Consider the following 26,293-nt stretch of genomic DNA (forward strand, 5'->3'; position numbering starts at 1 on the left):
TTTTATTATCGGTACCAAAGGCATCCATTCTATTTGGGAATGGATGCCAATCCTGCTTTTCATTGGATATCCCAGCGGCGTGACGGGAACATGCAGTCTTTAAGAGCCTGTTTAAGATGGGGTTCCCATGATACGTCGCGGTTTTTGGCAAGCCGGCCTGACCCTGGTGGCCGCCGCCACTTTCGCCATGGCCTTCAAGGGCATTTTTGCCCGGCTGATCTACCAGTACGGCGTCTCCGTGAACGCGCTGCTGATCTGGCGCTTTGCCCTGGCCGTACCGCTGTTCTGGCTTGGCGGGATGTGGCTGCTGCGTCGCAATCCCGCTCCGGCTGGCGGTTTGGGACACAAACAATGGGCTCTGTGCGCTGGCACCGGATTGCTGTTCTTTGTCAGCGCCTGGTGTGACTTCCATGCCATCGAAAGCCTTGGCGCCAGCCTGTCACGCATGGTGCTGTATCTGTTTCCGGCCATGGTCATGATGTTGCAGGCGGTGGAGCGTCGGCGCTGGCCCGAGGGCCGTTCTCTGCTGATCTTCACCGGCGCCTGGCTCGGTATCGCGCTGGTGCTGATGCCGGGCTGGCACGGCGGCACCGTGGATCCGGCCGGTCTCGCCTACGGCTTCGGCGCGGCCCTGTGCTACGCCCTGTTCTGGCGGGCCAGTCAGTCGCTGATGAAACCGCTGGGGTCGGTGCGTTTCAACCAGCTTTCCAACAGCTTCACGCTGGTGGCGATGTTGGCGTTCCTGTTGCCGGGCGTGCCGCTTGAGAGCTTGTGGTTGCCGGCGCCGGCGCTCGGCTGGATGATGGTCATGGTGGTGTTCTCCACCGTGATCCCGTTCTTTCTCATGTTCGAGGGCATTCGCCGCACCGATACCGGCCGGGCCGGCGTGGTGTCCATGTTCGGGCCGGTGGTGACGGTACTGGCGGCAATGACAGTGTTTCCGGATGAGCACCTGGGGCCGGTGCAGTGGCTGGGCATGGCACTGGTTCTGGCCAGTATCGCCATGCTGAAAACAGGAGGTAATCGCGGCTCGTGAGCCTCTGCGGTCCCATAGTTGTGGAACAGCCCGCTTACACGCAACACGCCAGCACGCTAACACGCCATTCGCTGCCAACAGCCCGCCGCCCAGACAGGCCCTCACAGAACGGGCTACGAAGCCACTGTAGGAGCCTGCCTGCAGGCGAATGTTTTTTCTGATCGGTGGAGATTCGCTTGCAGGCAAGCTCCTACAACTGCCTTGTGGAGCCCCCTGACTTCGGGTTTAGCGTGCCAGCGTGTTGCATGTAAGCGTGCCTGCGAATTGCTGCGGGACACCACTGGCTCACGAGCCGCGATGAGGTCTACTTGCTGAGATGCCTCATGGCCCGCTCCAGCCCTTCCAGGGTCAGCGGGTACATGTGGTCCTCGGCGAGTTGCTTGATCCACTGGGTGGACGTGGTCATCTCCCAGGCCCGTTGCGGCTCGGGATTCAGCCACACCACCTTCTCATAGGTGTCCTTGATGCGCTGGAACCAGACCGATCCGGGCTCTTCGTTCCAGTGCTCCACGGAACCGCCGGCGGAGTTGATTTCGTACGGGCTCATGGCGGCGTCACCGATAAAGATCACTTTGTAATCATTGCCGTACTTGTGCAGGACATCCCAAGTGGCGGTCTTCTCGTCCCAGCGGCGGCGGTTGTCCTTCCAGACGTACTCATACACGAAGTTATGGAAATAGAAATATTCCATGTGCTTGAACTCCAGCCGGGCGGCGGAGAACAGCTCCTCGCAGAGCTTGATGTAGGGGTCCATGGAACCGCCCACGTCGAAAAACAACAGCACCTTGGCGCGGTTTTCCCGTTCCGGGCGCATCTTGATGTCGAGCAAGCCGGCGTTGCGGGCGGTGGAGGAAATGGTGTCGTCCAGGTCCAGTTCTTCTTCCCGACCAGTGCGGGCGAACTTGCGCAGCCGGCGCAGCGCCAGCTTGATGTTGCGGATACCCAGCTCCACCGAGTCGTCCAGGTTGCGGTACTCGCGCTTTTCCCAGACTTTCACCGCGCGCTTGTTGCGGGATGGGCCGGTCATGCGGATCCCTTCCGGGTTCTCGCCGTAACCACCGAACGGGCTGGTGCCGCCGGTGCCAACCCACTTGTTGCCGCCCTGGTGTCGCTTCTCCTGCTCTTCCAGACGCTTGCGCAGTTCGTCGAGAATCTTTTCCAGACTGCCCAGCCCCTTGAGCTTTTCGCGCTCTTCCGGAGACAGGGTCTTTTCCAGTTGTTTGCGCAGCCATTCGTCCGGGATCACCCGATTGAGCCATTCCGGCTCGATATTCTCGATCCCTTCGAAATAGCTGGCGAAGGCGCGGTCAAAACGATCGTAGTACTTCTCGTCCTTGACCATCACCGCCCGCGAGAGCATGTAGAAGTCCTCCACGGAGCCAAAGGCCACGTGGTGCTTGAGTGCATCGCACAGATCCAGCAGCTCCCGCAGGCTCACCGGCACCCGGTGAGTGCGCAGGTTTTCAAAGAAGCCAATCAGCATAGCAACCTCTGTGAACGGAATGAGCGTCTCGGCACGGGCCGCCGATCAGCGCTCGCGCCGGTTCATGAACGCCAGGCGCTCCAGCAGTTGAACGTCCGCTTCGTTTTTCACCAGGGCGCCGTACAGCGGCGGAATCGCCTTCTTGGTGTCGCGATTGCGCAGCACGTCGTCGGGGATATCGTCGGCCAACAGCAGCTTCAGCCAGTCGATCAGCTCGCTGGTGGAGGGCTTTTTCTTCAGGCCCGGCACCTTGCGCAGGTCGAAGAAGATTTCCAGCGCCTCGGAGACCAGCTCCTGTTTGATGTCCGGAAAATGCACGTCCACGATTTTCATCATGGTCTGGGCATCGGGGAAATTGATGTAGTGGAAAAAACAGCGGCGCAGGAAGGCGTCCGGCAGTTCCTTCTCGTTGTTGGAAGTGATGATCACGATCGGCCGTTTGGCGGCGCGCACGGTTTCGCCGGTCTCGTAGACGAAAAACTCCATGCGATCCAGTTCCTGCAACAGATCGTTGGGGAACTCAATGTCGGCCTTGTCGATCTCGTCGATCAGCAACACCACCTGCTCATCGGCGGCGAAGGCCTCCCACAACTTGCCCTTCTTGATGTAGTTGGACACATCTTCCACACCGTCGGCGCCAAGCTGGGAATCCCGCAGCCGGGATACCGCGTCGTACTCGTACAGGCCTTGCTGGGCCTTGGTGGTGGACTTGATGTGCCAGGCCAGCAGCGGCTTGCCCAGAGCCTCGGCCACCTGTTCGGCCAGCAAGGTCTTGCCGGTGCCGGGCTCCCCTTTGATCAACAGGGGGCGCTGCAGCGCGATCGCGGCGTTCACCGCCATTTTCAGGTCGTCGGTGGCGACGTACTGGTCGGTACCCTGGAACTGCATGCAGGAATCTCCACATCGTTTCGGAAACATGGCCGGACACTCTAGCAATCCGCGGACAGAGCGCATAGGGCCAGAACCGCCATGAAGCGGGAGGATTGTGTCATAATCCGCGACCATGAATCTGCTCCTCCTGCACCCGGAACAACATCTGCAAGGCCCGTTGTGGCGGCTCGACGCCCGCCAGGGCGAACACGTGCGCCAGGTGCTGCAGTTGGCCGAAGGGGATCAGTGCCGTGCGGGTGTGCTCGATGGCGGCATAGGCTTTGCTCGCCTTGAATCCATAAAAAACAATGAGATAACGGTTTTTTTTAAAGCTATTTCTTCCCCGCCTCCCCCCCTTGATCTGAATCTGCTGCTGGCTCTGCCCCGCCCCAAGATGCTCAAGCGGCTGCTGGTGGACGCCGCCAGCCTGGGCATCAAACGCATCGTATTGATCAACAGCTGGAAGGTGGACAAGAGCTACTGGCGTACCCCCAATCTGAAGGCCGGTCTGTTGCGGGAAAAGCTACTGCTGGGCCTGGAGCAGGCGATGGACACCCGATTGCCGGAGTTACGCCTGGCGCCGCGCTTCCGTCCTTTCGTGGAAGATGAACTGGATGCCTGGGCCGGCCCCGGAGAGCGGCTGCTGGCCCACCCCGGCGACCATGCGGACCTGCCCCATCAACAGGACGGACCGCTGACCCTGGCCATCGGCCCCGAGGGAGGCTGGACCCCGTTCGAGGTGGAGCTGCTGGAAACACACGGGTTCCGCTGCCACCGTTTCGGCAGCCGTATTCTGCGCGTGGAGACCGCCCTGCCCGCCCTGGTGGGCAGCTTGATGCGCCTGCCCTGATAGTTGTCAGGTTCAGAAACGAAACGACCCCGCCGAAGCGGGGTCGTGTTTTTCAGGGCAGCCGTCAGCGGCGGTAAGGATTGCGCCGCGGCTTACGCGGTGGCTTGTTGCCGCCACGCTGATGACGCAACCGGGCCCGACCATACAGACCGGTGTACTTCTTGCCTTTCAGATCCACCCTGTCCAATAGCGGGCGAATCTCTTCCTCGGTAAGTTCCTGCCAGCGTCCCATGCGCAAGCTGGAGGGCAGCGTCAGGTCGCCGAAGCGAATCCGCATCAACCGGGAGACATCCAGCCCCTGGGACTGGAACAGGCGGCGCACTTCGCGGTATTTCCCGCCGGTAAGCGAGACCTTGTACCAACGGTTGGCGGCGTCCTCGTTGTGGCCGGCTTCCTCGATGCTGTCGAACTTGGAAACCCCGTCCTCCAGCATCACGCCCTCCAACAGGGCACTGCGCTGCTGGTCAGCGAGTTCGCCACGGATACGCACCGCGTACTCGCGGACAAAGCCGTTGGACGGGTGCATCAGGCGGTGTGCCAGCTCTCCGTCCGTGGTGAACAGCATCAGGCCGGTGGTATTGATATCCAGCCGTCCCACCTGCACCCAGCGCATACCCTGCAGACGCGGCAGGTTATCAAACACCGTGGGCCGGCCTTCGGGATCATTTCGCGAGCACACCTCCCCAGCGGGTTTGTGATAAATGATCACGCGTCGAACTATGTCTTCTTCCGGCTTCACTCGAATGATCCTGCCATCCACTCTTAATGCATCTTCTGGCTCCACCCGGTCTCCCAGGGTCGCCACCTTGCCGTTCACGGAGACTCGCCCGTCGGCGATCCAGACCTCCAGTTCCCGGCGCGAACCCAGCCCGGCACGGGCCAGTACCTTCTGTAACTTCTCACTCATTGGGCGAACGCTCTTCATCGGCCGTCATGTCGGCCGCCTCCTGCACCGGCGACTCCGGGTCCTGCTCATCGGGAGAAGCGCCCTCCTCTTCCAATGCACCCGAATCCGGCCGGCGGCGGAATTCCGCTTCAAAATTGGCGATCACCGAGTCCACCTTTTCCATGCTCATCAAGGTGGATTCGTCGATCTCCGGCTCATCGTGCATATTCAATGCCAGCACGTTGGCGTTGTCCGGTTCGGCCTCGTCTCCGTCTTCTCCCTCCGCCACAGGCTCGTTCTCGGACGGCGCATCACTGAGCGCCAGTTCCTCGTTGAGCTTGTCGAGGTCACGGATCTCCGCCAAAGGCGGCAGCTCGTCCAGACTCTTCAAATCGAAGTAATCGAGGAACTGGCGGGTGGTGGCGAACATCGCCGGCCGGCCCGGCACATCCCGGTGTCCGACCACGCGCACCCAACCTCGTTCCATCAGGCTCTTAATAATATGGGAACTCACCGAAACGCCGCGGATCTCCTCGATCTCGCCACGGGTGATCGGCTGGCGGTAAGCCATCAACGCCAGCGTTTCCAACACCGCCCGGCTGTAACGGGGCGGCCTTTCCTGCCACAGGCGACTGACCCAGGGCCCCAGTTCAGTGCGCACCTGGAAACGAAAGCCGGATGCGACCTCCTTCAGCTCAATGCCGCGCTCGGCATAATCCTCGCTCAGCGATTCCAGCAACCGGCTCAGATCCGCCTTGCTGGGGCAATCCTGTTCATCGAACAGCGTCAGCATGGTATCCCGGTCCAGCGGGCCGTCGGCGGCCAGAATCGCCGCTTCCAGAATGCTTTTGATCCGCTCCGGCGACAGTTCGCTCATGCCTCGCTCCCTTGTTCGGCGTCCGGGATGTCATCTTCCAGTTCCAGCTGCGCGATTACATCAGACTCTTCCACCGTCACCGTTTTCGCCTTGATGTGAATCGGTGAGAACGGCGAGTTCTGGACCAGTTCCACCAATGACACCTTGACCAGCTCCAGCACCGCCAGGAAGGTCACCACCACGCCCAGCTTGCTCTCCTCGGCGTCGAACAATTCCACGAAGGGCACGAATTCCCGTCCCTTCAAGCGGTCCAGCACATTCGCCATGCGTTCGCGGGTGGAGAGCTTTTCCCGCGACACCTGATGGCTCTCAAACATGTCGGCACGGTGCAGCACTTCCTTGAGCGCCAGCAGCAGCTCGCGCATATCCACGTCCGGCTGCGACTTCTCACGCACATATTCCGGACGGCGGGCGGCGGCCAGATGGATATCGCGCTCCAGCCGGGGCAGCGCCTCGATATCTTCCGCCGCCTTCTTGAACCGCTCGTATTCCTGCAACCGGCGGATCAACTCGGCGCGGGGATCCTCGCCTTCGTCCTCTCCCTCGTTGGCCGGGCGCGGCAGCAACGAGCGGGATTTGATCTCGCCCAGCATGGCCGCCATGACCAGATACTCGGCGGCCAGCTCCAGGTTGAGCGCCTTCATCAGCTCGACGTACTCCATGTACTGGCTGGTGATTTGCGCTACCGGAATGTCAAGGATGTCCAGGTTCTGCCGTTTAATCAGATACAGCAGCAAATCCAGCGGCCCCTCGAAGGCTTCCAGGAACACTTCCAGTGCGTCGGGCGGAATGTACAGATCATCCGGCAACTTGGTGATCGCCTTGCCGTAGATCAGCCCGAAGGGCATCTCCGCCTGCTGCGGAGCAGGCGGTGGCATCAGCGGATTGTCCACCGGGTTCGGATCGTTCATCGCACCTTGCTCATCGGTACCTGCTTATCGACGGCTTATTCATCGATAGTGCAGTCCCATGACCGCCCGCACCTCTTCCAAAGTGGCGCGAGCCTGTTCCCTGGCCTCTTCGCAGCCGTCGGACAGAACCGACCGCACCAGGTCCGGATTACGCAAATGTTCTTCCGCCCGCTTGCGGATCGGCTCCACTTCCTCCTGCACCGCCTCGATCACCGGCTTTTTGCAGTCCAGACAGCCGATCCCCGCGCTGGTGCAGCCCTCGCGCACCCAGATACGGGTGGCATCGTCGCTGTAGACCTTGTGGAATTCCCACACCGGGCAATTCTCCGGATCACCGGGGTCACTGCGACGCACTCGGGCCGGGTCCGTGGGCATGCGCCGAATCTTGCTTTCCACTTCCCCCGGCTCCTCGCGCAGACTGATGAAATTGCCGTAGGACTTGGACATTTTCTGACCGTCCAGCCCCGGCATGCGCGAAGCCGGAGTCAACAGCGCCTGGGGTTCGGGCAGGATCACCTTGCCGCCGCCTTCCAGGTCGCCGTAGAGCCGCTCCTTGTCACCCAGAGTAATGTTCTGCTGGTCCTGGACCAAGGCCCGGGCGGTTTCCAGGGCCGATTCATCGCCCTGTTCCTGATACTGGCGGCGATGATTCAAGTAGATACGGGACTGTTTCTTGCCCATCTTCTTGATCGCCGCGGCCACCGCCTCCTCAAACCCCGGCTCACGGCCATAGAGGTGGTTGAAGCGGCGCGCCACTTCCCGGGTCAGTTCCACGTGGGCCACCTGGTCGGCCCCCACCGGCACCTGTCCGGCCCGGTAAATCAATATGTCCGCGGCCTGCAGCAGGGGGTAGCCGAGAAAACCATAGGTGCCCAGGTCCTTTTCCTTGAGCTTTTCCTGCTGGTCCTTGTAGGTCGGCACCCGTTCCAGCCAGGACAACGGCGTGATCATCGACAGCAGCAGATGCAGCTCCGCGTGCTCCGGCACCTGGCTCTGTACGAACAGCGTGGCGGAACCCGGGTTGACACCGGCGGCCAGCCAATCCACCACCAGATCCCAGGTGTGCTGCTCGATGCTACCCGGATTTTCATATTCGGTAGTCAGACCATGCCAGTCCGCGACGAAAAAGAAACACTCGTACTCATGCTGCAGACGTGCCCAGTTCTTCAGTACCCCATGATAGTGTCCCAGGTGCAGACGGCCGGTGGCACGCATGCCGGAAACCACTCGTTGGGCGGGAACCACGGAACTCAAAACCGACTCCTGTCGTGAAGGCGTGAAAGCCAGCGATTATAAGGCGAAGAAGGTGCCCAGGGACAGGGTGCACGGATTGTGTACCCCACCGGGTTCAGAAAATGGCGTCCAACGGCCCGGCCCCTTCGCGGATCACCTCCGGTCCGTTGCCATCGACCAGGGAGATCACCGTGGTTTCGGTGACGCCGCAGAAGCCGCCATCGATCACCAGATCCACCTGGTTATTGAGAAAGTCGCGCACGTCCTGCGGGTCGGTGAGCGGAAACTCATCGTCCGGCAAATGGGCGGTACTGGTCATGATCGGTTCACCGTATTCCGCCAGTAGTGCCTGGCAGATCGGGTGGTCCGGTACCCGGATGCCAATGGTGCGCTTTTTGGGATGCATCAGCCGCCGTGGCACCTCACTGGTGCCCTGAAGAATAAATGTATACGCGCCCGGCGTGTGCGCCTTGAGCAAACGGTAGTCCGGATTGTCCACCTTGGCGTACAGCGCCAGCACCGACAGGTCCGGGCACAACAGAGTGAACTGGTGTTTATTGTCCAGTCGGCGAAGGCGAATCAGCCGGTCCAGCGCCGCCTTCTCTCCGATGCCACAACCCAGTGCGTAGGTGGTGTCGGTGGGATAGGCAATCAGCCCGCCCTGGCGCAGCACCTTGGCGGCTTCGCTGATCAGACGCGGCTGCGGATCTTCCGGATGAATGTGGAGTACGGTGGTCATGGGCGCGGATTGTCCGCCGCTTGGCGCGCTGACGCAAGGTCTCGGGCCGCCCATACCGGGACCGCATCCTTCGGGTACGGCGGCAACCCGCCCAGCCGCAGCCATTTCTGTTCCGGGGAATGAAAATCACTGCCACCGGACACCGCCAGCCCGAAATGACGCCAACATTCTTCAAGCAACGCGCCCTGCGCCGGCGTCAGCCCCGGCATCAACGCCTCCAATGCCAGCCCCCCGGCATCACGGAAAGCGCCGACCAGCTGCCGCAAGCGTTTGCGGGTCATATTATAAGCCAGGGGATGGGCCAGCACGGGCACCGCGCCGGCGGCCAGCAAATCCGCCACGCCCTGCTCCAGCGTGCACCAGGGCGTGGAAACGTAAGCGGACTGGCCTTTCTTGAGAAAGCGGTTGAAGGCGTGCTGGTTGTCCCGGGCCTTGCCTTCGCTGATCAGCATGCGCGCGAACCAGGGCCGGCCGGGCGCGTCGCTGTCCGCCAAGGCGCAGGCCTTGTGGTAGCTGCCGGTCAGTCCGGCGGCACGATCGAGGCGGTCGCCGATGCGCCGGGCGCGCTCCCGGCGTGCATCCATCTGGCTGGCCACCCGGGCTCGGAGCACCGGATTGTCCTCATCGAGCCACAATCCGAGCACATGGATTTCGCGGTTGTCCCATTGCACCGACAGCTCGATGCCCGGCACCAGTTCCAACCCCAGGTCCCGCGCCCGGGCACGCGCCTCCGGAAGACCGGCCAAAGTATCGTGATCGGTCAGCGCCAGGGCATCCACGCCATAGTCCGCCGCCCGCGACACCAGCTCCGCCGGGGTGAGCTGGCCGTCGGAAGCACGGCTGTGGGAGTGAAAATCCGGACACTGGTACATTAGCCCTCCAGACGGGCGATCTTGGTGGTGGCACACTATCATAACCGTGACGCAATCCCCATCATGGGCGGAGCGGGTGATTTGTGCCGCGCTTCCCGATAACATGCGTCCTCCGGGAGGACAACGTCGCTATGAAAGTAATGTCGCCATGAAAACCCTATTTGATTACTTGCCCGTGGTGGTGTTCTTCGGCCTCTACTTCGTTAGCGGTCGGGATATCATGCTGGCCACCTGGGGGCTGCTCGGCGCCACCAGTTTCCAGGTCATCGCCGGGCGCCTGATCTGGAAGCGCTGGCACCGTCTGCATCTGGTGGTGCTGGCCATCACCCTGGTGTTCGGCGGCCTGACCCTGGCCTTGAACAACGACGTCTTCATTAAATGGCGTCCCTCCATCATCAGTTTCGTGCTGGCGGCGATTCTCGCCGTGGGCCATTTCCTGAAACACCGCAATCTGCTGCAACGTCTCTGCGAAAGCCTGATGCGCGGCGCCTTTGGCAAGGTAGTCACCCTGCAAGCGAAGGACTGGCGGCGGCTGAACCTGGCGTTCGTGCTTTATTTCATCTTCATCGGCCTGCTGAATCTGTACATTGCCTTCAATTTCAGCACTGACTTCTGGGTGAATTTCAAACTGTTCGGTTTCACCGCCATCCAGATGGTGTTCTATCTGGCCGCGTTCGCCTATTTCTACAAGCGCATGCCGGAGGCGGACCGCAAGAGTCTGTTTCACGGCGACGCCAATGACAAAAAGCCCGACGACAAGGACAACGATGCTTTACGTGATCATCAGTGAGGACGTGCCCGACTCCCTGCCCCTGCGAACACCCGCACGACCCGCGCACCTGGCGCGTCTGGAAACGCTCAGAGACCAAGGCCGGCTGGTGCTGGCCGGGCCGTTGCCGGCGGTGGACAGCGACAACCCCGGCGAAGCCGGTTTCACCGGTTCCCTGGTAGTGGCGGAATTCCCCTCTCTGGCGGAAGCCCAGGCCTGGGCCGATGCCGACCCTTACGTGGATGCCGGCGTCTACCGCCAGGTTCAGGTGAAACCTTTCAAGAAGGTTCTGCCCTGAGAACGACTGATCGTTTTTACAAATACTGTACGCGGCACTACGGCAAAGCGCGCTTGTTTCGGCAAGAATAGCCGCCGCGCTTTCCACACGTCACGCCGTACTACAAGAAGGAGCCCCGTGAATGCAAAATCGATGGTTAAGCGGCTTGCTGCTGCTGGCGCTGTGTCTGCCAGCCCCCGTATATGCCGCCGCGGCCTGGATCAACGATGAAATCTATGTCCCCATGCGAGCCGGCGCCGGCACCGGCTATCGCATTGTGCACAGAGGGATCAAAAGTGGCACCCGGGTGGAATTGCTCGGCGAAGAAGGAGACTGGCTCCACATCCGCTACGGCGACCGGGAAGGCTATGTGGAAAAGCAATACATCAGCCGCACGCCCACCGCGGCGCTGCGCCTGCAAAAGCTGACTCAGGACACCGAGAAAGCCACCAGTACCGCCAGTGATCTGCGTCAGAGAATGGCGGAAGTGGAAGGTCAACGCGATGCCCTGCGCGGTGAAGTGGAAGAACTGCGCTCCTCCCTGACCGCCCGCGGCAATGAGCTGGATCAGTTACGCAACGTGGCCGCCGACCCGATCCGTCTGGATCAGGCCAATCGCCGCCTCAACGAGGAGTTGAGCATGCTGCGTTCGGAGCTGGATCAGGTGAAAGCGGAGAATGCCCTGCTGCGCAATGACAACACGTCCCGCAAATGGATCACTGGCGTGGGCATCTTGTTGCTTGGCGCCATCGGTGGCTTGCTGCTGAAATCCAAATCCGGCCGCCGCCGGAACAATTGGGCCAACTGACCCTTTCCGGCACACCAGGCGCACGCGCGCCGACTACGAAGCGGCTGCAGGAGCTTGCCTTGCAAGCGAATCTTTTGGGCCGGAGCCCATTCGCCAGCAGGGCTGGCTCCTACAGCTGCTTCGTAACGACCTCTGAATTCAGTTTGCCAAGCCCATGGCGTCAGCCCTCCAGCCTGCCAAACAGGGTCTCCAGGCGCAGCACCACGCCATTGACGCCGTGATAATCCTGCTCCCGCGGCCACAGCACGAAAGGCTCCACCTCGATGAACAACCAGGGCCGCCACACATTGCGCCGGTAGCGCGCGTAGACCCGGTAATTATCCACCACTCCCGGTTTGCTGTACCCGCCCACGGCCAGCCCCAGGTCCAGAGCCGAGCGATGATCAAGGCGTTTGAACAGATTGACGCCCTGAAACAACCCCATCCCCAGCCCTTCCTCATTGAGCTCCTCGGTGTAACTCACTTCACTGGAGAAACGCAGGCTGGTGGTCGGCGTCAGCGGACGATCCACTTCAAACAAGGAACGGCTGCCCCAGCCTTTCGGATCGCGCCAATAGAGGCGCTGGGTGTAGCGCAGCCAGGCGCTCTCATTGAACAACGGGTACAGACGCCGGTAACGCAGACGGGTGTAGGTGGTCAGGTCGGAACGCACGCCCGCGTCCAGATCCAGATCCATGGCGTCGGAGCGGTCGATAACCCAGCGCAGTGCGCCACGAAAGCCATCGTCGCGTTCGCCCGTGGGGCGTCGGGCCAGCGGGGCATCCCTGTCCTGCTCCTCGTCCCGGTTGCGAAACAATAGCGATAAACGGCGTTCGGCGCTGGGCAGCCAGACTCGTGCGTCCACGTCCACATCGCCGGCATCATCGTTATCGTCGCGCCACACCTGCTCCGCGGTAACCCGCACCCGGCTGGAGGCCGGTTCGTTGCTGCCGCGCACCGGGTCCTCGAAAAAGCCGTCCACCCAGCGGCTTGGCCAGCACAGCGTGCGTGACAGCCAGCCGTGGGTACGGTCCACCAGAGTATCGTTGGCCCCTGAGTAACAGCTATCCGGCGACTCCGCGCGAACCGCTCCACTCAGCACCAGCACGCCCAGCCATAAAACACGCCTCATGGGGCTCAGCATAGCGCCGCTTGGCGGCGGCGGGAATCAGCCCAGTGCGCCGGCGCCACGCAAGCGGGCGATCTCCTCATCGGTGAAGCCTTGCTCGCGCAACACTTCCTCGTTGTGCTGCCCCAGACCAACGCCGGCGAAACGATACCCCACTGGGGTGGCGGAGAAACGAAATGGCGAGGCCACCTGAGGCTGTTCCCCGCCGCGCCCGTCGGGCACCGACACCACCATGTTCCGGGCCTTCAGTTGAGGATGCTCACGGGCCTCGGAAAAGCTCAGCACCGGCTCCACGCAACAATCCACGTCGGCGAACACCCGCAGCCAGTGTTCCAGAGGATGCGCGCCGATCGCCTCGGCGATGGCGCCTTTTACCTCATCCACCACTTCCGGTGAAAAGCTCAGCCCCTTGGCGGTGAGGTCCGGCCGCTGAATCGCCTCGCAGAACCGGCTGAAGAATTGCGGCTCCAGGCCGGCCACGGACAGATAGCGTCCATCACTGGTGCGATAGCAATCATAGAAGCTGCCGCCGTTGAGCTTGGTGCCCTCCAGTTCGGGATCCTCGCCGGCGACCAGGGCCCCTGGCGCGGTCAGCGCATGCAGGCTGAAGGCGGCATCGGTCATGGAGATGTCCAGGTACTGCCCCTCGCCGGTTTGCTGACGGTGAATCACCGCCGCGAGTATCGCCATCACCGCATGACAGGAACCCCCCGCCACATCCGCCACCTGGCACGCCATTGGCGCCGGCCCGCTGTCACGCCGGCCGTTGTAACCGGTCATGCCGGCGATGGACAGATAGTTGAGATCGTGGCCGGCGCGATCCCGATACGGCCCGGTCTGACCGTAGCCGGTGATCGAGCAATAAATCAGCCCCGGATTGATCGCCTTGAGCGCCTCGTAACCCAACCCCAGCTTGTCCATCACGCCGGGACGAAACTGCTCCACCACGATGTCATAGTCACCCACCAGCCGGTGCACGATCTCGATGCCTTCGGGCTGTTTCAGGTCCAGCGCCATGGCACGCTTGGAACGATTGAGATAGGCATGAGCGGCGGACACGCCGTTCACCGACGGCGGCAGCAGCCGCACGAAATCCGGACGCGTGGGGGACTCGATGCGCAACACATCGGCGCCCATGTCCGCCAGCATCAGGGTGCCGAACGGGCCCGGCAACAGCGTGGAGAAATCCAGAACTTTCAGTGAATTGAGGGGGCCGGTCATACGTTTACTCCTTGTTATGCGGGCATGAGCGTAAGGCCTTGATGGCACTGCGCCAATGGCCAAGTCGATCGTCAAAGTGACCGAAATGGACATGGGACTTTGACCGGCAAGTCCGTTAGCATCGCGGTTTTCCCATCCAAACGTATCCATGACCGTATACAACAAAATTCGCGGCATTCTGGCGCTGACAGGCATCCTTCTGAGCACCACGGTGATCATCGGTCCGTTTTATGTGCTGACATTGATCAAGCTGATCCTCCCCTGGCACGGTGCCCGGGTCCGGCTTTCCCAGGCCCTGGTGGTGGTGGCGGAAACCTGGATGTCGATCAACAACGTCATCATCGGCATCAGCAGCGGCTTGCGCTGGGAGGTGGAGGGCCTTGAAGGCTTGCGCCGCGACGATTGGTATCTGGTTACCGCCAATCACCAGTCCTGGGCCGACATTCTGGTGCTGCAGAAAGTCACCAACCGGCGCGTGCCGTCGCTGAAGTTCTTTCTCAAGCAGGAACTGATCTGGGTACCGCTGCTGGGGCTGGCCTGGTGGGGACTCGATTTTCCGTTCATGAAGCGCTACAGCAAGGAACAGCTCGCCCGCCATCCGGAGCTGCGCGGCAAGGACATGGAAACCACCCGTCGTGCCTGCGAAAAATACGCTCATTACCCGGTGTCGGTGATGAACTTCTTTGAAGGCACCCGCTTCACCCAGGACAAACACGACCAGCAACAATCCCCCTATCGCCATCTGCTCAAACCCAAAGCCGGCGGCGCGGCCTTCACCCTCAGCGCCATGGGCGGCCAGTTGCACACTCTGCTCGATATCACCATCGTCTATCCGCCCGGGACCGACCGCTCTCTGCTGGCGTTTCTCGGCGGCGCCATGGACAAGGTCCAGGTCCTCGTCCGTAAGCGCCCCATTCCGGACTGGGCCAACCAGGGCGATTATGAGAACGATGAAGAGTACCGCCAGCGCTTCCAGAGTTGGATCAGCGACATTTGGGCGGAAAAAGACGCGCTGATACAATCCCACCTTTCCGCCTGACCCGGTCTTTGCCTATAGTATGGCGTCAAAAGGCGGCCACAGGATTCCCCTTGGTCGCGATAATTACGAACGGTGCCCGTTGAGCGGGCGCCGTTGATGCTGGTGACTTCTTTCCCACGGGATGCCCATGTTCGGCAAACTATTCAAACCCCGGTGGCAACACCGTGACGCCGCTGTTCGCAAGGCGGCCGTAGACACGCTCGACCCTCGGCAACAGGCCGACCTGCTCGCCAGTCTGGCGCGCGAGGATGCCAGCGAAGAGGTGCGGGCCAGCGCCACGCAAAAGCTGCTGGACCTGACCGTGCTCGATACCCTCACCCGCGACAGCCACAGCGCTCCGGTGCGCGAGGCGGCATCCGAACGGATGATGGCCTTGCTCGCCGGCGCGGTGGCGGACGGTCCGGATCGCGACACCCGCTTGCACCTGTTGCGCCATACCGGCAACGCCAGGGTTCTCTATCATGTGGCCCAGAACGGGGTGGACGGCGAGAGCCGGCAGACCGCGCTGACCTCATTGAGCGACGCCGACACCCTCTGCGAGGTGGCCCTGCACGGTCACGATGAGGCCTTGCGCCTGGCCGCCGCCCAGCGACTGGACAGCGCGGAACATCTGAAGCGTCTGACCAAGGAAGGGCGCGACAAGCGCGTGGTGCGGCATGCCCGTGAGTGGCTGCGTGACAGACAGCAAGCGGAACAGGATCGCCGCAAACGCGAACAGGACTGCACAGCGGTGGCGGAAGCCCTGCGGCAACACGCGCAGCGGGCCGCCGACGGCCTTTACCTGGCGCGCCTGCAGCAACTGGAACAGCGTTGGACGGAATTGGCGGAGCACGCCAACGAAGAACAGACCCACATCGCCACGCAAGCGCTGGAACAAGCCCATCAGCGCCTGGCGCAACAAGCCGCCGAGGCACAGCAGCAGCAGGCCCGTGACGCCGCTCTCGGCGAGCGCCGTGCCGCTTTGGCCATGCTCCGGCAATTACTGGATGACGTTACCGAGGACACCTGGGATACACAGCTTGGCGCCCTGCGCTCCGCCATCGGCACCCAGGAACGCCGCTGGCAGGCTGCCGCCGAGGAACTGCCGGTGGAGGAAGGCGAACGCCAGCATTTCCAGCAATTGCTGGAACAGTGGCACACCTTGATCGCACTGGCCGAACAGAGCCAGAGCGAAGACCGCGAACTGCTGGAAACCCTGTCCCAACGGTGGCCGCGCAAGATTCCTGCCCCCAGGGCACTGCAACAGCGCCCCGCGCCGGCACCGGATGTCACCGCGCCTCCGGCACGGGCGCCCTCTCCAGCCAAAGCCGTCAGCAGCACTCACCAGGGTCTGGTGGTGGCTCTCCGGCGAGAGCTGCAAAAAGGCAATTTGAAGCATGCCAACAGGTTATGGCTGAAAGCTGAAGCAGTACTTGAAGAAGAAGATGACGTCTGGCTGAGTAAACAGCTGCAGCGCCTGGAAGAGCGCCGCAATGAACTGCGCGATTGGCATGCCTTCGCCGCTCAGCCAAAGAAGGACCACTTGTGCGAGCAGATGGAAGCTTTGATCGGCGGCAACCTCGACGCCGAGGAACAGGCCAGCGCGATCCAGGCATTACACGATGAATGGCGTGAGCTGATGAGCTCCGACCAGGACCAGGATCAAGCCCAGTGGGACCGTTTCAAGGCCGCCTCCGATCAGGCCTATGAACCCTGCCGGGCCCATTTCCGCGAACTTGACGAACAACGGGCGGTCAATCTGCGCCGCCGGGAACAGCTGTGTCGCCAGCTGGCGGACTTCGTCGCCGCCCAGGACTGGCAGCGGGCCAACTGGCAAGCGGTCTGGGAGATTCGCCGGCAGGCGCCGCAGGAGTGGAAATCATTACAACCGGTCCGTTTCACCGATGCCCGGGATATACAGAAACGGTTCTCCGCCCTGCTTTCCGACATCGATCAGCACTTGGAAGGCGCCTGGCGGGAGGCCGAGCAGCAGCGTCAGGCCATGATCGCGGAAGCCGAAGCCCTGCTCGCCCAGGAAGACCTGGACAGCGCCACCCGTGAAGCGCAACAGCTGCAAAAACGCTGGCGCCAGGCCGGCTGGCTGCCACCGGGCCGGCACCGTCCGCACCAGAAGCGTTTCCGCCGCATCATGGACGACCTGTTCGGCGCCCGGCAGGCCCGCATGGAACAGCGACGCACTGAGCTTGAAGAAAAGCAGAACGAGGGCATCGCGGTGCTGGAACACGTGGCGGCGGCCCTTGAGGAACCGCTCGCCAGCCAGGACGAGAGCGCCCTGCGCGACCATGCGGCGGCACTGAATGAGCTGGACGAAGCGGCCCTGGGCCGCGCCGGCCAGCGCCAGTTTCGGCGCCTGCGGGAGCAGATACAGGAACGCCTGGCGGCCCTGCCGCGCTGGCGCCGCTGGCAACGGGCAGTGCTGGGCATCGAGGCCAGCCCCGATGGCGAAGCCAGCGAGGACGACCAGACCCTGACGGTGGCGCTGGAAGCCCTGGCCGGCATCGACAGCCCCGAGCACGCCCGCGAGCGGCGGCTGACCTGGCAGCTGGAGCAGCTGCCACGCGCCATGAAAGGCGCCAATACGTCACCTCTGGACGAAGCCCTGACGCTACTGGAAGCCCGCCCCGACGGCCCCCTCGACACCAGCCTGGCCCGCCGCCTGCAGGCCGCCTTGCAGGCGATGCAGCCATAAAAAGATAGTTGACAGTTGATAGTGGACAGTTGACAGCTCGCGAGACGCGATAAAGCAATCTGAAAACAAGGAAGCCGCGCCCATAGCCTGGGTGGCGGCTTTCTTATGCTCTAAAGATGACAACCCATGAGGGCCAGCTGCGTATATGCAAACACCCTTTGCGGAAGCGCAATTTTTTTTTGCATTTCGCTGTCAACTGTCCACTATCAACTGTCAACTGCCTTTTCACTGTCCATATCGTTTCGCATTCTCCAAAAACACCGTCTCCTCTTCCGTGTTCTCCCTGCCCAGCGCTTCGTTGCGGTGGGGGAAGCGGCCGAAGCGGGCGATGATGTCGCGGTGTTCCTCGGCGAACTTGAGGTTGTTTTCAATTTTGCTTTTCAAGTGTTCCGGCACCCGCTCCAGCAAGGCGCGGAAGCAGGCGATGCCCCGGTTTTGCAGTGTCAGGTCCTCGGCGTGCATCAGCGGCATGTAGAAGAACACCTGCCCGGCCCAGGGCAGACCGGTTTCCATACCGGTGGAGATACCTTCCAACGTCAGCGTGATCGCCTGATGATCGCCGGCGAAAGCCGCCGCCTCACCGCGATGGACGTTGCGACTGAACTGGTCCAGTAACAGAATCAGGGCCAGCCGGGAGCGAGGATGACGCTCCCAGGCCACCAGCTCCCGGTCCAGCGCCGCCTGCAAACGCGTACCGAATTGCTCGCGGATACGCGCATCCAGAGCAGCGGCGCCGGAGAACCATCGCCGCTCACACTCCCCTGGCGGCCAGTCTCCCTGATCCAGTCCATCGAACCAAAAGTCCAGGATGTCGTGGTAAGGCACATCGAAATTCATCATTGCTGGCAGTCCTTCGGCAACACGTCCTGCAAAATCGGCCAGGCGTTATCCAGCAGGGTGGGCTGGGCCTCGGCGGTGGGGTGAATGCCGTCGCTTTGAATCTGGCCGGCTTCCACCACGCCGTCGAGGAAAAACGGCACCCAGGGCAACGCGTTGTTCTCCGCCACCTGCTTGAACACCGCCTCGAAACGTTCGGTGTAGACACGACCATAATTGGGCGGAATGCGCATTCCGAGCAACACCACCCGGGCGCCGGCCTGCTGGCCGAAGGACACCATTTTTTCCAGATTGCCGGCCAGACGACTCGGCGGCAGGCCACGAAGGCCATCGTTACCGCCCAGTTCCAGCACCAGAACGTCCGGCTGGTGTCGTTCCAACAAGGCCGGCAGGCGGCTGACACCACCATCACTGGTTTCACCGCTCACCGACGCATTGATCACCGGCATCGCGGAACATTGACTTGCCAGCCGTTGTCCGAGAAGGTGCACCCAACCCTCCGTTTCTTCCAGACCGTAGCCGGCGCTGATGCTGTCACCCAGCACCACAATGCCCTGCGTGCGGCCCAGTAAAGGCGCGAGGAACAACAGTATGACCAACAGGCACCTCGACATGGCTTCATCCCCTGTACTCGTGGCTCAACGGTTAACGAAAACGGTCATCGCCCCGGAAGGCGACCTCACCTTGCTGCACGGTATCGATCTGGAAATCGCTCCCGGTGACAGTTTGGCCATCACCGGCCCTTCCGGTTCCGGTAAATCCACCCTGCTCTCTCTGCTGGCCGGCCTGGATGTGCCTTCCGGCGGAACCGTGACGCTGGCCGGGCAGCCTTTCAGCGACCAGGACGAGGATACCCGGGCCGCCCTGCGCGGTCAGTATTGCAGCTTCGTGTTTCAGTCCTTTCATCTGGTCGCCGACCTCAGTGCGGTGGAAAACGTCATGCTGCCGCTGGAAATCGCCGGCGACCGCGAGGCCCGCGATAAAGCGCGCCTCTGGTTGCAACGGGTCGGCCTGGAGCCGCGGCAGCATCATTTTCCCGCGCAGTTGTCCGGCGGTGAGCAACAGCGGGTGGCTCTGGCCCGGGCCTTCGCCATGGCGCCGCGGGTGCTGTTCGCCGATGAGCCCACCGGCAGCCTGGATCGCGCCAACGGGGAACAGATCGCCGAGTTATTGTTCAGTCTGAATCGCGATCACGGCACCGCCCTGGTGCTGGTCACCCATGATCCGGAGCTGGCCGCCCATTGCGCGCGCCACCGGCAACTGGTGGAGGGGCGTCTCGGTGACTGAGCGGCTACTGCGCCCCTGGCGCTCCCCGGCGTTCCGGATCCAGGCGCTGGCGCTGATGGTGGCCACGCTCGCCATCGCCACCGTGGTGCTGCTGCGCGGCGAGTTGGAGCACCGCTTCGCCACCCGCACCGCCGAGGCCATTGGCGGCGATCTGGTGCTCGAGGGCAGCGCGCCACCCAGCGATCAGCAAAAGGCCATGGTCAGCGATCTGGCCAGCGCCAACACTCTGACCTTCAGCAGCGTGTTGGTACGTGACGAAACCTTCGTGCTGGCCAGCGTCAAGGCGGTGGACCAGGGTTACCCTCTGTACGGTTCGGTGGCGGTGGCCGGGCAACGTTTCGCCGACCCGCGACGGGTGGATCACGGTCCCGCCCCCGGTGAGGTCTGGCTGGCCGGTACCGCCCTCGATCGCCTGGAGCAACAGGTCGGCGATACCGTCACCATCGGTGACCTGCCATTGCGGATCACCGCCGTGCTGGAACAGGAGCCGGATCAGGGCGCCGGTTTCTACAGTATGAATCCGCGCGTGCTGATGAACCTGGCCGACGTACCGGGTACCGGTATCATCGGCCCCGGCACCCGCGCCCGCTATAAACTGCACCTGCGCGCGCCGGGCGAGATGATGGCGCCTCTGATCGAACAGCTGACCCCGACACTGGCCGCCAACCAGGAACTGGAAACCCGCGACAACGCCGGATTGCGCTCCATGGGGCCCCTGCGCCAATTGACCCTGTGGGGACAGCTGGCGGTGATGATGGTGGTGCTGTTGTGCGGCGGCGCGGTCTATCTGGCCGCCGGCGTGCGCAGCCTTGAGCAGGCCCGGCGCAGCGCGGTGATGAAGACCTTCGGCGCCTCCCGGGCCACGGTGCTGCGCTGGATCCTGTCGCGCGAGCTGACCGCGCTGTTGCCGGCCATGCTGGCCGGGCTGGCACTGGCGGCAGCGGCATTCCTCGCCCTGCAACAGTGGCTCGGCGCGGCCCTGGCCTGGAAACCGGGTCCGGGCAGTTGGTTGCTGCTGGCGCTGGCGCCGCTGGTGATCTGGGCCGGGTTCGCCCTGCCCCGTCTATGGCGGCTGGCGGATCTGCCGCCCCGTCAGATCCTGCAGCCGGAACCGTCCGCGCCGGTGGCCCGCACCGGCCTCAACCTGGTTGGCGCGTTGGCGGCACCGGTATTGGTGGCCATGGTGCTGTCCGGGTCGCTGATGGAGTTGCTCCAGTTGCTGGGGCTGATGGTGGCGGTCGCGGTGGGCCTGCCGCTGTTGCTGTGGGGGCCGCTGCGCCTTGCCGATCGCCTCGGCGACCGCTGGCCACTGGCGCCCAGGCTGGCGTTGCGGCGATTGTCCCGGCGTCCGCTGACCACCCTGCCGATGCTGTCGGCACTGGTGCTGGCGCTGGCGATCATGTCCATGTCCAGTCACGTGGGGCAGCAATTACTGAGTCAATGGCGCGCCACGTTGCCGGAAAAGGCCCCCAACTATTTCGTGCTGAATTTGTTCGAGCCGGATCTGCCGGCGTTCCGGCAATGGCTGGATCGCCATGACGCGGAAACACCGCAGTTGTATCCAGTGGTGCGCGGCCGGCTGGTGGAGGTCAACGGGCAGCCGGTGCGCGAGGCGGTGACCAAGGAAAGCGATGAGCGGGAACAGGGGGAGCGGGCCCTGAACCGGGACCTGTCGCTGACCGAAGGCGACACCCTGCCCGCCAGCAACCAGATCGCCTCCGGGCGCTGGCTCGATCCGGAACAGCCCGGCGAAGTCTCGGTGGAGTCGGAACTGGCCGCCTCCCTGGGGCTGCAGGTGGGTGACCAACTGCGCTTCACCGGTGTCTCCGGCGAGCTGAGCGCCACCATCGTTGGCCTGCGGGAGGTGGATTGGGAGAGTTTCCAACCCAATTTTTACTTCATGTTCAGCCCCGGGACCCTGGACGGCGAGGATCGCTACTGGCTGACCAGTTTCTATCTGGACGAGGCCAACAGCGGCGCCTTGCCCGATCTGATCCGCGCGTTTCCACAAATCACTTTACTGGACGTGAACGCGCTGTTGGGGCAAGCGCAGGCTCTGATTGCCCAGGCCAGCCGCGCTGCCTTGGCCCTGGCCGCGTTGCTGCTGGCCAGCAGCGTCCTGGTGATGGCCGCGGCCTGGCTCGCCGGTAGCGGTCAACGGCGGAAGGATGACGCTCTGTTGCGGGTGCTCAGTGGCAGCCGCGCGCTGTTGCGACGGGTGGCGATGATTGAACAGCTGTGGCTGATGGGCGGTGCCGCCGTGTTCGCACTGGTACTGCATTTTCTGGCGTTGTGGCCGCTGGGGCAGCGTATGTTCGACGGCGACCTGCCGCTGTCTCCGTGGATGCTGCTGCCCTGGGCGGTGGTGCTGCCGTGGCTGGCGGTACAGCGGATTCTGCCCCACCGCACCGGCCCGCCGCTGGCGCGGTTGAGCGGTTAGGCTACGAAATCACTGTAGGAGCTTGCCCTGCAAGCGAACGGGCTCTCGGCCAAAAGATTCGCTTGCAGGCAAGCTCCTACAGCGGCCTTGTCAAACGCTTGGCGGGCGACACCTCAGCCGCGCCGCGCCAGCCCCCAATAGCATCCCAATGCCGCCAGCGCCGTCGCCGCCATCAGTCCGGTCATCGGCAACGGGGTGCCGTTATGGATCATGCCCAGTCCAATGCCGATCAGCCCCGCCAGCAAAAACTGCAGGCAGCCGTTGAGACCGGTGGCGGCGCCGGAGTCGCTGTCGAAATAGCCAAGGAAGCAAGCAATGGCATTGGGGATGATCAGCGCGCCCATTCCCGCCACCATCATGATCAGCGGCACCGTGTTCCACAGCGCCAGGGTTCCGGCCAGCGTCAGCACCAGCAGGGCCAGGGCCGACAACGTCTGGATCACCAGCGCCACGCCGAGAATGTCGGCACCGCGATAGCGGCGCAGCAGCAACACGTTGAGCCGGTTGAGGCCGAGCATGGTGAGGATATTGCAGCCGAAATAGATCGGGAAACGGGTTTCGTCGATACCGAAATAATCGATGTAGAGGAACGCCGCGTCGGTGATGAAGATGAACATGGCGGAGAAGCCCAGACTGTTGGCAAGGATGAACCCCATCGCCGCCCGTTGCCGCAACACCCGGCCGTAGGCGGCGAACATGCGATGGCGCAACGGCTCCGGATCCACTTTCGGCACCACCGTGGGCAGCGCGAACCGCAATACCAGCACCGCCACCACCGCATAAGCCGCCAGGAACACGAAGATGCTCTGCCAGCCCAACAGCTTCAATAAAACGGCACCGATGGCCGGCGCCAGCAACGGCGCCATCAGCATCACCAAGCCAATGGTGGTCAGCACCCTGCCGGCGTCCGGGCCGGTAAAATGGTCCCGCACCGAAGCGGCACAGATCACCACCGTGGCGCCCCCACCGACGGCCTGTACTATCCGTAGCAGATAGAGCATCCGCACACTCTCGGTGACGGCGATGGCAAGACTGGCGAGGAAGAACACCAGCAATCCCACGTAGGCCACCGGCTTGCGCCCGAAGTGATCGGACAACGGACCACCCAGCCATTGCCCCAGCGCCACCCCGATCACATAGAAGCTCACCGACAACTCCACCGCGTGCACCGCCACGCCGAAGTCATCGGCCATGGTCGGCAACGCCGGCAAATAGGTGTCGATGGCCAGCGGCCCGAGGGCCACCAGAGAGCCCAGCATGATCGCCAGGCGCGTGGGGGAAATCGCAGACATACAGGCTCCGTTTTTTGGCGAACGGCTTCCCTCACCCGCCGGGTTCCACGGGGTTCGCCAAGGGCATAAGAAAAGCGGGGTGCGCGATGCCGGCCAGCGTGGCCGGGCGGTCACAAGATTAACACCGGTGGCAGCATTTCCCCAGCTTCGCGGCGGAATCCACCGGATCCACCATGGCGGCATCACCAACCATTGAAAAATCAGTGCTGCCGGACGGTTCCGATACGACCGGTCAGGCCCTACACTTGCGCAAACGCCCCGGGCCACCGGGCACCCTCGTGGCGGCAAGACGCCACCCCCAAGCCAGTAAAAGGATGTCCATGGAACTGACTCTTCCGATCCAGCTTGCCCTGATCGTGGTGGTGGCCTTTCTATGCCAATGGGGCGCCTGGCGCCTCAAGCTGCCGGCGATTCTGCCGCTGCTGTTGTCCGGTCTGGCACTGGGCGGCGGCCTTGGCCTGATCGATCCCCAGGCTATGTTCGGCGACCTGTTGCTGCCCGGCGTATCCCTGGCGGTGTCGATCATCCTGTTTGAAGGCGCGCTCACCCTCAAATTCGATGAAATACGCGGCCTGGAGCGCACCGTGCGCCGGCTGGTGACCTGGGGCGCTCTGATCACCTGGGCGGTGGTCACCGCCGCCACCTGGTACTTTCTCAAGCTGCCGCTGGATATGGCGTTGCTGTTCGGCGCCTTGGTGGTGGTCACCGGCCCCACCGTCATCGTCCCGCTGCTGCGCAGCGTGCGGCCGGTCAGCAGTGTGTCGCGGTTGCTGCGCTGGGAAGGCATCGTCATCGATCCGCTTGGCGCCGTTCTGGTGGTATTGGCCTATGAGCTGGTGGCGGCCACCGGCCAGGGGGCCCTGCTGCACGGTCTGTGGTTGTTCACCCAGTCCATGGTGCTGGGCGTGGTGATCGGTTCCGTGGTGGCGTTCATGCTGGCTTTCCTGCTCAAGCGTCATCTGGTGCCGGAATACCTGCGCAGCTTCCTGGTGCTGTCCGTGGTGGTGGGCGAATTCGTGCTGGCCAACTGGCTTGGCGAGGAATCCGGGCTGGTGGCGGTCACCGCCACCGGTATCGTGCTGGCCAATCTCAAGGGCGTGCGCACCGACGATATTCTCCACTTCAAGGAGAACCTGTCGGTGATGCTGATTTCGGTGCTGTTCATCGTCCTCGCCGCCCGCCTGGACATGGCACAGCTGGCGCAACTGGGCAGCGCCACCCTGGTGGTATTGCTGGTGGTGCAACTGGTGGCCCGGCCGTTGTCGGTCTGGGTGTCCACTCTCGGCAGCAAGCTCAACTGGCGGGAGAAAGCGCTGCTCGCCTGGATCGCGCCGCGCGGCATTGTCGCCGCGGCGGTTTCGGCGCTGTTCGCGGAGCGTCTGGAAAGCAATGGCGTGGAAGGCGCCGAGCTGCTGGTGCCGCTGACCTTCTCGGTGATCATTGGCACGGTGGCGCTGCAGAGCCTGACCGCGCGGCCGCTGGCACGCCTGCTGAAAGTGGCGGAACCGGCACCGCGCGGCTTCCTCATCATCGGCGCCAATCCGGTGGCGCGAGCCATCGGCAAGGCGCTCAATCAGAACGGCTTCCCGGCCATGGTCACCGATTCCAGCTGGGAGAATATCCGTGCGGCGCGGATGGCCGGCCTGGCCACTTACTACGGCAACGCGGTTTCCAGCCACGCCGACCAGTACCTGGATCTGGTGGGCTACGGCAAGCTGCTGGCGATGAGCCCGCGGCGGGAAATGAACGCGGTGGCGACCATGCGCTACCGATTGGAATTCGGCGAGCGCAACGTCTACAGCCTGCCCTGGTCCGGCGATAAGGAAGAAAAACACGAGATCGCCTCCCAGCATCGTGGCGACACTTTATTCGACGAGGATCTCACCTACGCCCGGCTCGCCAGCCTGATCAGCCAGGGTGCCGAAGTGCGCAAAACGCGGCTCACCGACGAATTCGATTACGCCGCCTACCTGCAGGTGGAAGATCGCCAGGTGTGGCCGCTGTTCGCGGTGGATACCCGTGATCGCATCCATGTTTTCAGCGCCAACAGCCGCCCTGAACCGAAGTCCGGCTGGTCACTGTTCGGTCTGATCCGCGAGGACGACGCCAAGGAAGCGGCGAAGGAAAAAAGCAACGGTGACAACGGCGGTAGCTCCGCCCTGCCTGGGTAATAAAGCGGCTACCACTACGAAGCCACTGTAGGAGCCTGCCCTGCAGGCGAATTGAACTCTCGGGTAACAGATTCGCCTGCAGGGCAGGCTCCTACAGCTCAAAACACCGCGATGGCGTCGCCGGGCATCAGGACGCCATATTCTCGCGATGGTCACAGGCGACAGGCGCGGTCTCCTCGCCGATCCGCTCAAAAGAGTCGATCAACCCGCACACCCGGCCATCGGACAGATGGCGATCCGGCGTGTCTTCCCAGACCGCCATCGCCTGGCGCATACGCTGACTCAGCGCCTGCAATTCCTGGATGCGCTCTTCCACCTCACCGAGCCGGGTTTCGATCAAATCACGGACCCGCGGACAAGGCGTCTGCCCGGCGCCACTGGCGGACATCAACTCCGACACATCACTGAGCGTGAAGCCGAGACTGCGGGCCTTGAGGGCGAAGCGCAGCCGGCGCAAATCCTCGGCGCCGTACTCCCGGTAGCCATTGTGCGGATTACGGCGCGGCGCCAGCAATCCCAGATCGGTGTAGTGACGCACGGTTTCCGTGGTGGTGTCCGCACGGCGTGCCAGATCCGTCACGCGCATAGTGCTCTCCCT

Annotated in this window: 24 protein-coding genes; 10 read left to right on the forward strand and 14 right to left on the reverse strand. The window is 62.9% G+C overall.

The annotated features are described in order from the left end of the window. Positions 1-127: 127 nt before the first annotated feature. Positions 128-1,036: a DMT family transporter gene (locus tag B5T_RS11410; protein ID WP_014994659.1), complete on the forward strand. Its 909-nt coding sequence runs from the start codon at positions 128-130 to the stop codon at positions 1,034-1,036. 304 nt (positions 1,037-1,340) lie between these two features. Here B5T_RS11410 and B5T_RS11415 read toward each other — a convergent pair whose 3' ends face one another. After that, a complete protein-coding gene (locus B5T_RS11415) occupies positions 1,341-2,519 on the reverse strand; it encodes a vWA domain-containing protein (protein WP_014994660.1) in 1,179 nt (392 codons plus the stop codon). Positions 2,520-2,564: 45 nt separating this feature from the next. Further along, positions 2,565-3,407 carry an AAA family ATPase gene (locus tag B5T_RS11420; RefSeq protein ID WP_014994661.1) on the reverse strand — a complete coding sequence of 281 codons (843 nt, stop codon included), beginning with the start codon at positions 3,405-3,407 and terminating at the stop codon, positions 2,565-2,567. 115 nt (positions 3,408-3,522) lie between these two features. On the opposite strand from B5T_RS11420, the gene B5T_RS11425 reads away from it, so the two are divergent. After that, positions 3,523-4,239: a 16S rRNA (uracil(1498)-N(3))-methyltransferase gene (locus B5T_RS11425; protein WP_014994662.1), complete on the forward strand. Its 717-nt coding sequence runs from the start codon at positions 3,523-3,525 to the stop codon at positions 4,237-4,239. 64 nt (positions 4,240-4,303) lie between these two features. On the opposite strand, the gene rluB is transcribed toward B5T_RS11425, so the two are convergent. The 6 genes from rluB to B5T_RS11455 all read right to left on the reverse strand — a co-directional run bounded on the left by rluB (position 4,304) and on the right by B5T_RS11455 (position 9,757). Further along, entirely contained in the window at positions 4,304-5,146 is an 843-nt protein-coding gene (rluB, locus tag B5T_RS11430; RefSeq protein ID WP_014994663.1) for a 23S rRNA pseudouridine(2605) synthase RluB, read from the reverse strand. Beyond that, on the reverse strand, positions 5,139-6,002 hold the full coding sequence (scpB, locus tag B5T_RS11435; RefSeq protein ID WP_014994664.1) for an SMC-Scp complex subunit ScpB: 864 nt from the start codon (positions 6,000-6,002) through the stop codon (positions 5,139-5,141). Before scpB ends, rluB begins: the two co-directional genes overlap by 8 nt. Further along, positions 5,999-6,913: a segregation and condensation protein A gene (locus B5T_RS11440; RefSeq protein ID WP_014994665.1), complete on the reverse strand. Its 915-nt coding sequence runs from the start codon at positions 6,911-6,913 to the stop codon at positions 5,999-6,001. The genes scpB and B5T_RS11440 overlap by 4 nt, the downstream gene beginning before the upstream one ends. Positions 6,914-6,952: 39 nt before the next feature. Continuing rightward, on the reverse strand, positions 6,953-8,167 hold the full coding sequence (locus tag B5T_RS11445) for a tryptophan--tRNA ligase (RefSeq protein WP_014994666.1): 1,215 nt from the start codon (positions 8,165-8,167) through the stop codon (positions 6,953-6,955). A 94-nt stretch (positions 8,168-8,261) separates the two neighbouring features. Next, the gene (locus B5T_RS11450; protein ID WP_014994667.1) at positions 8,262-8,885 is read right to left on the reverse strand and encodes an L-threonylcarbamoyladenylate synthase; all 624 of its coding nucleotides are present in this window, start codon (positions 8,883-8,885) and stop codon (positions 8,262-8,264) included. Next, on the reverse strand, positions 8,882-9,757 hold the full coding sequence (locus tag B5T_RS11455; RefSeq protein ID WP_014994668.1) for a PHP domain-containing protein: 876 nt from the start codon (positions 9,755-9,757) through the stop codon (positions 8,882-8,884). Before B5T_RS11455 ends, B5T_RS11450 begins: the two co-directional genes overlap by 4 nt. A 148-nt stretch (positions 9,758-9,905) precedes the next feature. On the opposite strand from B5T_RS11455, the gene B5T_RS11460 reads away from it, so the two are divergent. From B5T_RS11460 to B5T_RS11470, 3 genes are all read left to right on the forward strand, one after another. Next, the gene (locus B5T_RS11460) at positions 9,906-10,547 is read left to right on the forward strand and encodes an inner membrane-spanning protein YciB (protein WP_014994669.1); all 642 of its coding nucleotides are present in this window, start codon (positions 9,906-9,908) and stop codon (positions 10,545-10,547) included. Beyond that, positions 10,525-10,824, forward strand: coding sequence for a YciI family protein (locus tag B5T_RS11465; protein WP_014994670.1), 300 nt, complete (start codon positions 10,525-10,527; stop codon positions 10,822-10,824). Before B5T_RS11460 ends, B5T_RS11465 begins: the two co-directional genes overlap by 23 nt. 121 nt (positions 10,825-10,945) lie before the next feature. Continuing rightward, complete coding sequence (locus B5T_RS11470; RefSeq protein WP_014994671.1) at positions 10,946-11,611, forward strand: TIGR04211 family SH3 domain-containing protein; 666 nt, start codon at positions 10,946-10,948, stop codon at positions 11,609-11,611. 160 nt (positions 11,612-11,771) lie between these two features. Here B5T_RS11470 and B5T_RS11475 read toward each other — a convergent pair whose 3' ends face one another. Both B5T_RS11475 and B5T_RS11480 read right to left on the reverse strand, forming a co-directional pair. Then, a complete protein-coding gene (locus B5T_RS11475) occupies positions 11,772-12,722 on the reverse strand; it encodes a hypothetical protein (RefSeq protein ID WP_148279255.1) in 951 nt (316 codons plus the stop codon). Between the two features lie 36 nt (positions 12,723-12,758). After that, entirely contained in the window at positions 12,759-13,940 is a 1,182-nt protein-coding gene (locus tag B5T_RS11480) for a CaiB/BaiF CoA transferase family protein (RefSeq protein WP_014994673.1), read from the reverse strand. A 148-nt stretch (positions 13,941-14,088) separates the two neighbouring features. Here B5T_RS11480 and B5T_RS11485 point away from each other — a divergent pair, with 148 nt between their 5' ends. Continuing rightward, positions 14,089-14,979 carry an acyltransferase gene (locus B5T_RS11485; RefSeq protein WP_014994674.1) on the forward strand — a complete coding sequence of 297 codons (891 nt, stop codon included), beginning with the start codon at positions 14,089-14,091 and terminating at the stop codon, positions 14,977-14,979. A 127-nt stretch (positions 14,980-15,106) separates the two neighbouring features. After that, entirely contained in the window at positions 15,107-17,668 is a 2,562-nt protein-coding gene (locus B5T_RS11490) for a DUF349 domain-containing protein (RefSeq protein ID WP_014994675.1), read from the forward strand. A 225-nt stretch (positions 17,669-17,893) separates the two neighbouring features. On the opposite strand, the gene B5T_RS11495 is transcribed toward B5T_RS11490, so the two are convergent. Together B5T_RS11495 and B5T_RS11500 are read right to left on the reverse strand one after the other, a co-directional pair. Further along, the gene (locus tag B5T_RS11495; protein WP_014994676.1) at positions 17,894-18,508 is read right to left on the reverse strand and encodes a DUF924 family protein; all 615 of its coding nucleotides are present in this window, start codon (positions 18,506-18,508) and stop codon (positions 17,894-17,896) included. Further along, positions 18,505-19,119, reverse strand: a complete 615-nt coding sequence (locus B5T_RS11500; protein WP_041716994.1) for an arylesterase — start codon at positions 19,117-19,119, stop codon at positions 18,505-18,507. Before B5T_RS11500 ends, B5T_RS11495 begins: the two co-directional genes overlap by 4 nt. On the opposite strand from B5T_RS11500, the gene B5T_RS11505 reads away from it, so the two are divergent. After that, the gene (locus B5T_RS11505; RefSeq protein ID WP_041717527.1) at positions 19,118-19,792 is read left to right on the forward strand and encodes an ABC transporter ATP-binding protein; all 675 of its coding nucleotides are present in this window, start codon (positions 19,118-19,120) and stop codon (positions 19,790-19,792) included. The genes B5T_RS11500 and B5T_RS11505 overlap by 2 nt on opposite strands. After that, positions 19,785-22,232 carry an ABC transporter permease gene (locus tag B5T_RS11510; RefSeq protein WP_014994679.1) on the forward strand — a complete coding sequence of 816 codons (2,448 nt, stop codon included), beginning with the start codon at positions 19,785-19,787 and terminating at the stop codon, positions 22,230-22,232. Before B5T_RS11505 ends, B5T_RS11510 begins: the two co-directional genes overlap by 8 nt. A gap of 113 nt (positions 22,233-22,345) precedes the next feature. Here the strand turns inward: B5T_RS11510 and B5T_RS11515 are convergent, their stop codons facing one another. After that, positions 22,346-23,524 carry a multidrug effflux MFS transporter gene (locus tag B5T_RS11515; RefSeq protein WP_014994680.1) on the reverse strand — a complete coding sequence of 393 codons (1,179 nt, stop codon included), beginning with the start codon at positions 23,522-23,524 and terminating at the stop codon, positions 22,346-22,348. A 320-nt stretch (positions 23,525-23,844) separates the two neighbouring features. Here B5T_RS11515 and B5T_RS11520 point away from each other — a divergent pair, with 320 nt between their 5' ends. After that, positions 23,845-25,695, forward strand: a complete 1,851-nt coding sequence (locus B5T_RS11520) for a cation:proton antiporter (protein WP_014994681.1) — start codon at positions 23,845-23,847, stop codon at positions 25,693-25,695. A gap of 127 nt (positions 25,696-25,822) precedes the next feature. Here the strand turns inward: B5T_RS11520 and B5T_RS11525 are convergent, their stop codons facing one another. Continuing rightward, on the reverse strand, positions 25,823-26,281 hold the full coding sequence (locus tag B5T_RS11525; protein ID WP_014994682.1) for a MerR family DNA-binding protein: 459 nt from the start codon (positions 26,279-26,281) through the stop codon (positions 25,823-25,825). Positions 26,282-26,293: the final 12 nt, after the last annotated feature.

The sequence above is a fragment of the Alloalcanivorax dieselolei B5 genome (assembly GCF_000300005.1).
In the GTDB taxonomy this organism is placed as follows: domain Bacteria; phylum Pseudomonadota; class Gammaproteobacteria; order Pseudomonadales; family Alcanivoracaceae; genus Alloalcanivorax; species Alloalcanivorax dieselolei.

Coding starts and splice junctions, on each gene's coding strand:
- B5T_RS11410 (WP_014994659.1), top strand. CDS start 128: ATGATACGTCGCGGTTTTTGGCAAGCCGGCCTGACCCTGGTGGCCGCC.
- B5T_RS11415 (WP_014994660.1), bottom strand. CDS start 2,519: ATGCTGATTGGCTTCTTTGAAAACCTGCGCACTCACCGGGTGCCGGTG.
- B5T_RS11420 (WP_014994661.1), bottom strand. CDS start 3,407: ATGCAGTTCCAGGGTACCGACCAGTACGTCGCCACCGACGACCTGAAA.
- B5T_RS11425 (WP_014994662.1), top strand. CDS start 3,523: ATGAATCTGCTCCTCCTGCACCCGGAACAACATCTGCAAGGCCCGTTG.
- rluB (WP_014994663.1), bottom strand. CDS start 5,146: ATGAGTGAGAAGTTACAGAAGGTACTGGCCCGTGCCGGGCTGGGTTCG.
- scpB (WP_014994664.1), bottom strand. CDS start 6,002: ATGAGCGAACTGTCGCCGGAGCGGATCAAAAGCATTCTGGAAGCGGCG.
- B5T_RS11440 (WP_014994665.1), bottom strand. CDS start 6,913: ATGAACGATCCGAACCCGGTGGACAATCCGCTGATGCCACCGCCTGCT.
- B5T_RS11450 (WP_014994667.1), bottom strand. CDS start 8,885: ATGACCACCGTACTCCACATTCATCCGGAAGATCCGCAGCCGCGTCTG.
- B5T_RS11455 (WP_014994668.1), bottom strand. CDS start 9,757: ATGTACCAGTGTCCGGATTTTCACTCCCACAGCCGTGCTTCCGACGGC.
- B5T_RS11460 (WP_014994669.1), top strand. CDS start 9,906: ATGAAAACCCTATTTGATTACTTGCCCGTGGTGGTGTTCTTCGGCCTC.
- B5T_RS11465 (WP_014994670.1), top strand. CDS start 10,525: ATGCTTTACGTGATCATCAGTGAGGACGTGCCCGACTCCCTGCCCCTG.
- B5T_RS11470 (WP_014994671.1), top strand. CDS start 10,946: ATGCAAAATCGATGGTTAAGCGGCTTGCTGCTGCTGGCGCTGTGTCTG.
- B5T_RS11475 (WP_148279255.1), bottom strand. CDS start 12,722: ATGAGGCGTGTTTTATGGCTGGGCGTGCTGGTGCTGAGTGGAGCGGTT.
- B5T_RS11480 (WP_014994673.1), bottom strand. CDS start 13,940: ATGACCGGCCCCCTCAATTCACTGAAAGTTCTGGATTTCTCCACGCTG.
- B5T_RS11485 (WP_014994674.1), top strand. CDS start 14,089: ATGACCGTATACAACAAAATTCGCGGCATTCTGGCGCTGACAGGCATC.
- B5T_RS11490 (WP_014994675.1), top strand. CDS start 15,107: ATGTTCGGCAAACTATTCAAACCCCGGTGGCAACACCGTGACGCCGCT.
- B5T_RS11495 (WP_014994676.1), bottom strand. CDS start 18,508: ATGATGAATTTCGATGTGCCTTACCACGACATCCTGGACTTTTGGTTC.
- B5T_RS11505 (WP_041717527.1), top strand. CDS start 19,118: ATGGCTTCATCCCCTGTACTCGTGGCTCAACGGTTAACGAAAACGGTC.
- B5T_RS11500 (WP_041716994.1), bottom strand. CDS start 19,119: ATGTCGAGGTGCCTGTTGGTCATACTGTTGTTCCTCGCGCCTTTACTG.
- B5T_RS11515 (WP_014994680.1), bottom strand. CDS start 23,524: ATGTCTGCGATTTCCCCCACGCGCCTGGCGATCATGCTGGGCTCTCTG.
- B5T_RS11520 (WP_014994681.1), top strand. CDS start 23,845: ATGGAACTGACTCTTCCGATCCAGCTTGCCCTGATCGTGGTGGTGGCC.
- B5T_RS11525 (WP_014994682.1), bottom strand. CDS start 26,281: ATGCGCGTGACGGATCTGGCACGCCGTGCGGACACCACCACGGAAACC.